6 protein-coding genes are annotated in these 7,465 nt (G+C 69.9%); all 6 read right to left on the bottom strand.

The genetic code is table 11. The features are described 5' to 3' along the window. Positions 1-504, bottom strand: a 504-nt coding sequence (locus FMQ63_RS36460) for a hypothetical protein (RefSeq protein ID WP_194866458.1), incomplete at its 3' end; no start/stop codon positions are given. 87 nt (positions 505-591) lie between these two features. Continuing rightward, the gene (locus tag FMQ63_RS36465) at positions 592-1,038 is read right to left on the bottom strand and encodes a cyclic nucleotide-binding domain-containing protein (protein ID WP_011552018.1); all 447 of its coding nucleotides are present in this window, start codon (positions 1,036-1,038) and stop codon (positions 592-594) included. Positions 1,039-1,079: 41 nt separating this feature from the next. Beyond that, positions 1,080-2,423, bottom strand: a complete 1,344-nt coding sequence (locus FMQ63_RS36470; protein WP_011552019.1) for an AgmX/PglI C-terminal domain-containing protein — start codon at positions 2,421-2,423, stop codon at positions 1,080-1,082. A 4-nt stretch (positions 2,424-2,427) separates the two neighbouring features. Next, positions 2,428-2,703: a hypothetical protein gene (locus tag FMQ63_RS36475; protein WP_011552020.1), complete on the bottom strand. Its 276-nt coding sequence runs from the start codon at positions 2,701-2,703 to the stop codon at positions 2,428-2,430. A gap of 7 nt (positions 2,704-2,710) precedes the next feature. Further along, the gene (locus FMQ63_RS36480; RefSeq protein ID WP_011552021.1) at positions 2,711-4,183 is read right to left on the bottom strand and encodes a tetratricopeptide repeat protein; all 1,473 of its coding nucleotides are present in this window, start codon (positions 4,181-4,183) and stop codon (positions 2,711-2,713) included. Continuing rightward, the coding region (locus FMQ63_RS36485) for a tetratricopeptide repeat protein (protein WP_228556567.1) at positions 4,180-7,465 on the bottom strand (3,286 nt) is incomplete at its 5' end. The genes FMQ63_RS36480 and FMQ63_RS36485, both read right to left, overlap by 4 nt.

The raw sequence follows: 7,465 nt of genomic DNA on the forward strand, positions 1-7,465 counted from the left end.
GGTGGGGTCTCCTCCGGGGAGATTGTTGGGCTCCTCCACCTCCACGAAGAGATTTTCATCGGTGCGGAAGGCGAGCTGGCCAATGCACTCCTCGGCCTCCGAGCGGAGCTGTCCCACCTTCTGCCGGGCGATCATCACCTTGGTGAATTCGTGCTCGCTGGACGAGGACTCCTGGCGGGACACCGCCTCCTGGAGGGACACGTCCGCCTGCTCGGAGATGCGCAGCAGGCCCTTGATTTGAGTGAGCTTCTCGTTGGCGCAGTTGAGCTTCACCACGTCCTTGGTCCGCCGGGCCTCCTCCACCTTCCCCAACACCGAGCGCAGCACCTCGCGCATGCCGCTCAGTGCCTGCGTGCTGCGCACCAGCTTCGCCGAGTCCGGCACGTCGCTGGCCTTCTCCAGCGCCGCGGTGGCGGCGGGAGGGGCTGGCGGCGCGGCGGGGGACGGGCTTTGTGCCGTCGCCATGCCGGCGGCCAGGACGGCGAGCATTCCGACGTTGCGCATGCGGCTCACGATGCCGCAGAGCGTAGAGGCAGGGGTGGGGGGTGTCAAACCAACACGAGCGCGATGAAAGTGGTCAGGACTGACGGGTCAGTCCTTCGTCGCGAGACGAACATTGGCCTCGCGCAGGCGGGCAGACAGGCTCCTGGCGATATTCACCACGATAAAGGTGAACCCATCTCCATGTGTCCTCCGGAACTCGCGGAGGTCCTGCGCGCTGAGCTGAAGCAGGTCCACGTCCGTCTTCGCGCACACGGTGGCGGAGCGGAATTCCTTGTCGATGAGGCCCATCTCCCCGAAGAACTCGGGTGGGGACAGCACCGCGAGCGGATGCAGGCCACCCTGGGGCTGACGGCGCGCGACCTCCACCTGGCCGCGGACGACGACGAAGAGGCTGTCGCCCAAATCCCCTTCTTCGAAGATGACGTTCCCGGCCGCGAAGTGCCGCGCCCGCGCCAGCTCGGCGAGGTGGCCAAGCTCCGCGGAGGAGAGCATCTCGAAGAGCGGCGATGCGGCGATGACGGACAGCTTCTCCATGGTCCCCCCGGGGCCCGGGCTGGGTGCTCCCGGCCGGGAGCCTAGCCCGCCGGCGCGAAGACGAAGGGGTAGGAAACGGCTGTCTCGTCGTCGGGTTTGAAGGGGAACACCCAGCTGCGGATGGTGGTGCGGATGCAGCTGCCCACCGCCTCGCTGCCCAGGGTGTTCTCCTCGATTTCGATGTCCCCGGCACGGCCGGACGTCTTGATGGTGAAGCGCACCACCACCTTGCCCTTGAGGTTGGGGTTCCGCTTGAGCTCCTTCTCGTAGCAGCTCTGGATGGCGGCCTTGCGTGCGCGCACGTAGCGGGCCAGCGCGTCGCGGTCCACGTCGGCGCTTTCGATTTCGGGCGTGGCGTCCTGCACGCGGCCCTTCACCACCGTCTCCTTCTTGTCGCCCAGGTCCACCTTGCCGCCGCCCTGGGTGCCAATGGCGCCGATGTCCGTCACCGTGCCCGTGCCGCCGCCGCGAGGACCGCCGGAGGCGCCCACGGAGGCCTCGCGGGCCACACCCACGCCGCCCGCGCCCGCCAGGGCCTCGGCGATGTCACCGCCGCCGCTGGCGCCGCCGAGCACGTCCGCGAAGGCACCCTGGCCACCGCCGCTATTGGAGCCCAGAATCTTCAGAAGGCCCTTGCCGGAGACCTTCTTCACCACCTCCGCGCGGCGCTGCTGGGCGGCGTCCCCCGCGGGCTTGTTCTCCGCGGGCGTGTCCTCCTTGGGCGCGGCATCGGGCTTGTCGCTCTTGGGCGCTTCGGCGGGGCCGGTGTCCGCGGGCTTGGGGGCCTCCACCGGGCGCTGGGGGATGATGGCGCGCACGAAGCGGTCATCCAGTTCGTCCAGCTCCAGCTCGGCCACCTGCGGCGTCTCCGAGGTGATGATGAGGGCGGCGCCGGAGAAGTGGACCAGGAGCGATGCGGCGAGGATGCCGAAGAAGACGCGGTCCATCGTCTTCCACCGGCTGACCATGACGTCCGTGGGAAGCACCGGCTTCGCCTCGTCGGGCGGCGGCGTGACGAATTGGAAGAAGAGGGTGGCGTCACCCAGCTCCACCTTGCCGCGAGCGCTCTCCGGCAGGGGAAGGACGTGCAGGTCGCCGCGGCGGGTGGCCAGGCCCTGCGCGCGCAGGGATTCGAAGTCCACGTCGGACGAGCCCAGGTTGACGCGGCCCTTCATGTCCGGCGCGATGACGAGCTGGAACTGCTGGTTCTGGTTCTCCAGCAGGGCGAAGCGGGCGGGCCGGCCCTCGGTGGCGGGCAGGACGATGGTGTTCTTCGCGTCGTGGCCGATGGTGACCGCTTCGCGGCGGACGTGGTGCTCTTCGACGATGCGGCCGTTCTGGATGACGCCGACGCGGAGCAGCTTGTTCTGCGAGGTGGCGGCCATGGGACTAGAAGGGTTCCTGTTCCACGCTCTTCTCGACCTTGGGCACGAAGCTCTCGGTGCGACTGAGGTCGTCGAAGCTCAGGTTGGAGCGCTGGAGGATGTACATGGCCTGGGGCTTCTGGATGCGTCCTTCGACGGTGATGGCTTCCAGGCGGATGACTTTGCGCGGGGCCTTCTTCGGCGACGTGGCGCCGCTGCTGGACGAGGAGGCCTGACTGGCGTCCTGGGCCAGGACGGGCGCGGCGGCGAGCAGCACGATGAGGGCGAAGGCGGAGCGCATGGCGGATTTACTGTGAGTCGGCGGTGAGTCTACCCGAGCCGGTGGGCACCGGGGCAGCGGACGCGCCGTCCGGTGACGGTGCCGGGCTGCTTGGGGCGGAGGTGGTGGAAGGTGAGGCGTCAGGCGCCGCGACGCGCGTGCCCGGCTCCGGGTTGGACACCGAAGGGGCGGGCGGTGTTCCCTCGGGGGGGCTGGCCTCGGCGGCTTTCTGCGCCTCGGTGGCCTTTCGGAGCTGGTCCTTCTGCTCGCGCTCCAGTCGCCGCTCCTCGCGGTCGATGAGCTTGCGCGCGTCCTTCATGTACTGGGCGATGCGTTCGTCGCGTCCGCCGCGCGCCTGGTAGTTGTCGAAGTGGGTGAGGGCCGTCTTGTAGCGCTTCAGCGGCTCCATGCCCGGCGGCTCCACGTCGAGGTAGAGGATGGCCAGGTTGAAGTACGCATCCGCGGCGCGCGGCATCAGCAGCAGCACCTGCTCGTACTCGGCGCGGGCCCGCGCGAAGTTCCCCTGGCCCCGGTGGGCGTTGCCCAGGTTGAGGCGGGCCGACGCGAAGTCCGGCGCGGCGCGCACCGCTGCCTCCAGTTCGGTGACGGCGGCCGCGTAGTCCTGCGCCTCGTTGAGCATGGCGCCGAAGTTGTTGCGCGCCTCCGCGAAGTCCGGCCGCAGTTGCGCGGCCGTCTTGAAGGACTCCAGGGCCTGGGGACGCGAGTCGAGCGCCAGGTACACCAGCCCCAGCCCGTTGTGCGTGGCCGCGTCTTTCGGGTCGATGGCGCGGGCGTTCTCCAGCACCATGCGCGCCAGCTCGTGCTTGCCCTCGCGGTAGTAGACCTGCGCCAGCACCTGCATGGCGCGCACGTGCCGCTCGTCGCCCTTCAGCGCCTGCTTGGCCTCGGCCGAGGCGGCGGCGTGGTTCTTCGCCTGGAGCAGGGTGATGGCCAGCGCGGTGCGCAGCGCGACCGAGTCCGGCTGGGAGGACAGCCGCTCGCGCAGCTCGGCTTCCAGCTTCGCCGTGCGGCCGGTGCGGCCATACAGGCGCGCCAGGCAGTCCCACGCGGACTGCTGTTCGGGGGCCACGTCCAGTGCCTTGCGGTAGGAGCGCTCCGCGTCCGCGGTCTTCCCCATCCGCTCCTGGACGATGCCCAGGTTCGTCCACGCGTAGTCCAGCTTCGGGTCCAGCTCGACCAGGGTGCGCAGCGCCGCTTCGGCCGCGGTCAGCTCTCCCCGGCGCGCAATCTCCACCGCCTCGACGAAGTCGCGCTCGGGGCCGCGCGGCGCTTCCGGACGGGACAGGGGCGGTGACGGCGCCTCCGTGGTGGCGCCCGCGTCCGGCGGTGTCGTGGCGGTGGAGTCCGCGTCCTCGGCGGTCTCCTCGGGCGTTGGCCGAGGGGCGGCGGGTGTGGTGGCGCACGCGGACAGCCAGAGGCTGGAGGCCAGCACCACGGAGGTCAGCGCGCGGGCGCATGAAAGACGCGGGCCAGGACTCACTTCGCTCCCTCCCCGGACAGGCGCGGGCCCTCTTGCTGCGTCGAGCGCACGGGGCCGGTGATGCTGCCCACCAGCCCATCCGGGTAGGTGGCGTCCGCGGCGAGCGCCTGCTTGGGCTCCTTGAGCACCGGGTACTCCTTGGGCCGGAAGCGGTTGAGGGACTCCAGCGTGCGGCGCGTCCACTCGTTGGTGAGGCGGTTCTTCCGTGCCTCGGCCAGCGTGGCGGCGTAGCTCTCCACGGCGGCCTCCTCCAGCGCGGTGGTCTGCTGGACCAGCGCGTCCTGGTAGACGACCACCGCCTCCTCGCCCATCCGCTTCACCTCCGCCGGGACGGGCGTCTCGATGATGGTGTTGGCGAAGCGCTCCAGGGCGTAGCCCCGGCGGTAGAGCGCGGCCAGCGTCCACTCCAACTGCTTGTACGGGTAGACGCGCGCGTACGCGGTGTTGACGGACTTCACGCCGTTGCGCTTGGCCGTGAAGCTGCGCTCCAGCGCCTTGCCCTTGCCGCCAATCTTCAGCTTGTCGAACTTCTGGAACTCCAGCTCGGCCAGCTGGAAGCGGCTGTAGGCGGCGGCATCCGCGGCCAGCGGGTGCGTGTCCGGCTGGAGCTTGCGTCGGTCGAACTCCGCCGCGGACCGCGCCCAGGCGTTCTGGGCGTCGCGCGTGCTGCCCAGCTTCTGGTGGGCGTCTCCCATTCGCCGGTGCGCGTCCACCACCAGCTCCACCTGTCCGGACTGCGAGGCGAACTTGCGCACGAACTCCTGCAGCGCGCGGACCTCGCCACGGGGGTTGCCCTGCTTCTCGTAGATGATGGCGGCGCGGTACTGATTCTTGGGCGCGTCCTCCGCCTTGGGGAACAGGTCCGCGTAGCGCATGAAGGCGGCGGCGGCCTCCGGGTAGCGCTGCTGGCCCTCCAACAGGCGCGCGGCGTTGAACAGCGCCGCCTCCCGGTCCTTCGAGTCCGGGTAGTCCTTCACCAGCTTCTGGTAGCTGACGACGGCCTTGTCGAAGTCGTAGGAGTTCTCCGCGTTCACCGCCACGCGGAACAGCGCCCCGCCGGCCAGCGGGGACGACGGGTATTCGCGGTAGATGCGCTCGTACAGCTTCAGGGCGGAGTCGAAGCGGCGCGTGTTCTCATGCGCCACCGCGGCGTTGTTGAGGGCCTTGTCCGCGAACTCGTGGCGGGGCGACTCGTCCACCAGCTCGATGTACTTCGCCGCGGCCTCTTCGTACTTCGACTCGGCCATGAGCTGGTCGGCGAGCTTGAAGCGGCCGGCGAGCTTGAACTTCACCAACTGCTTGTGCAGGTCGCTGGACGGGTCGATGACCTTGTCGTTGCTGGCCAGCCGCGCGCTGACGGACTCCACGCTCCGCCAGTCCTCGTCGATGAGGAAGGTCTCGATGGTGAGGTTGGTGGCGTAGCGGGCCACCTCGTGGCTCGGGTATGCCTGGATGATGGTCTCGAAGCGGCGGCGCGCCTCGGGGAAGTCGTCGTGCGAGTAGTGCAGCTCCGCGGCCTGGTAGGCGATGCCGGGCGCCTTCTCGCCAGCGGGCAGCAGGGTGACGTAGGCGTCCGCGGCGGCCACCAGCTTCTGCTCGGTGGGCGCGAAGGGGCGGGGCTTCACGGCCTGGCCCGGGGGACGCTCCGTCGAGCGCAGCGTCTTGGTCTCCGGCACCGCGCCCGCCTGGATGTCCAGCGTGAGCTGCTTCTGCCACGCGAGCACCGCGTTGAGGGCGGCGTCCGGGCGGTGCTTGTTGGCCGCGTCCGTGTCGCGCACCTCTTCGTAGGCGCGCGCGGCGGCGGCGAACTGGAAGGCGTTGTAGAGGCACTCCGCGTAATAGAAGCGCATGTCGCCCGCGCTCTTCGTCCGCGGGAAGCGCTCCAGGTACGTGCCGTACGCGCGGGCGGCGATGTCGAAGGCGCTCCGGGCCTGCTCGAACTTGCCCTCCTGTTTGAAGACCAGGGCTTGCTGATGGTGGTAGGTGGCGCTGCCGTACAGGCTGCGCTCGGCCAGCGCGTTGGCGCGGGCGATGGCCGCCGTGTCGCCCTTGTTCTTCTCGTACCAGGCGCCGCCGGGCTGGTAGAGGTTGGCCAGGGCCTCGGACTCGGCGAAGGACAGGCCCAGCATGCGGTCCCGCTCGTAGGCCTGGACGATGCGCTGCTGCACCATGGGCGCGTCCGGCGCGTCCGGCGCCTTCTGCAGCACCCGGCGATAGGCCTCGATGGCCGGCGCGTGCTTCGTCTGGTCGAAGTAGACGTTGCCCAGCCGCTGGTACACCTCGGCCTCGTAGGGGCGCGGGCCACGCTCCGCGAAGAGCGCATCCGCCCGGGCGATGCCGCCCCACGTGTCGTCCGCCAGGGAGATGGCCACGTACTGGAGGGCTTCCTCGCGCAGGTCGCCGCCGGCCGTCGCGTCGCCCTTCGCCACACGCTGGGCTTCGTAGAACTCCACCAGCGTCAGGAAGGACGCCACCGCTGGCTCGAAGCGGTCCAGGCGGTAGTACGTCCAACCGAGCTTGTAGAGCGCCTTGTCGTAGAGCGGGTGCGAGGCGTCGCGCGTGGCGGCCTCGTAGGCCTGCGCGGCCTTGGGCAGGGCCTGCGGGTCCTCGTAGTTGTCGAACCAGTACTCGCCGATGCGCACCCAGGACTCGGTGGCGAAGCGGCTCTGCGGGTAACGCGCGATGAGCTGCTGGTACGCGTGGAGGCTGTCGCCGTACTGGTCCTGCTTCTCCAGGCAGTAGGCCAGCAGGTACCAGGCGCCGTCGTTGAGGCGGTAGTCCGGGAAGGTGGCCAGCAGCTTGCGGTAGAGCGCGATGGAGGGCGCGTAGTCCACGCGCGGCTCGGTGGGGAACTCCGCGTCCGGGTTCTTGTCGTGCGCCTCCAGCCGCTCCGCGTAGTCCTTCATCGCCAGCAGGTGGTCGTCCGACGAGCGCTCGTAATACAGCTCCGCCAGGCGGAACATCACGTCCGGCGTGAAGCGCGGCTCGGTGGGGTAGCGGCGCAGGAACTCCTCGAACCGGGCAATGGCGTCCAGCCGCTCGCGGCGCTCCTGAGCCTCCAGGTCCTTGATGCGCTTCTCGTAGGAGGCCGCCAGCGCGCCACGCTTCTGCTCGTAGCGCTGCTCCACCAGCTCCTGCACCTCACGGTGGAACTCGCGCGCCTCGGACTCGTAGAGCTCCAGCGCGCTGCTCACCTCCTGGAACAGCGCCTCCTGTTCGGGCGTGCGTCCCATGCCCTGGAGGTAGGGGGCCGCGGGCGCGGCGGGGGCCTCCGCGGCCCCC

It is taken from the genome of Myxococcus sp. CA005 (assembly GCF_006518205.1).
GTDB lineage: Bacteria > Myxococcota > Myxococcia > Myxococcales > Myxococcaceae > Myxococcus > Myxococcus xanthus.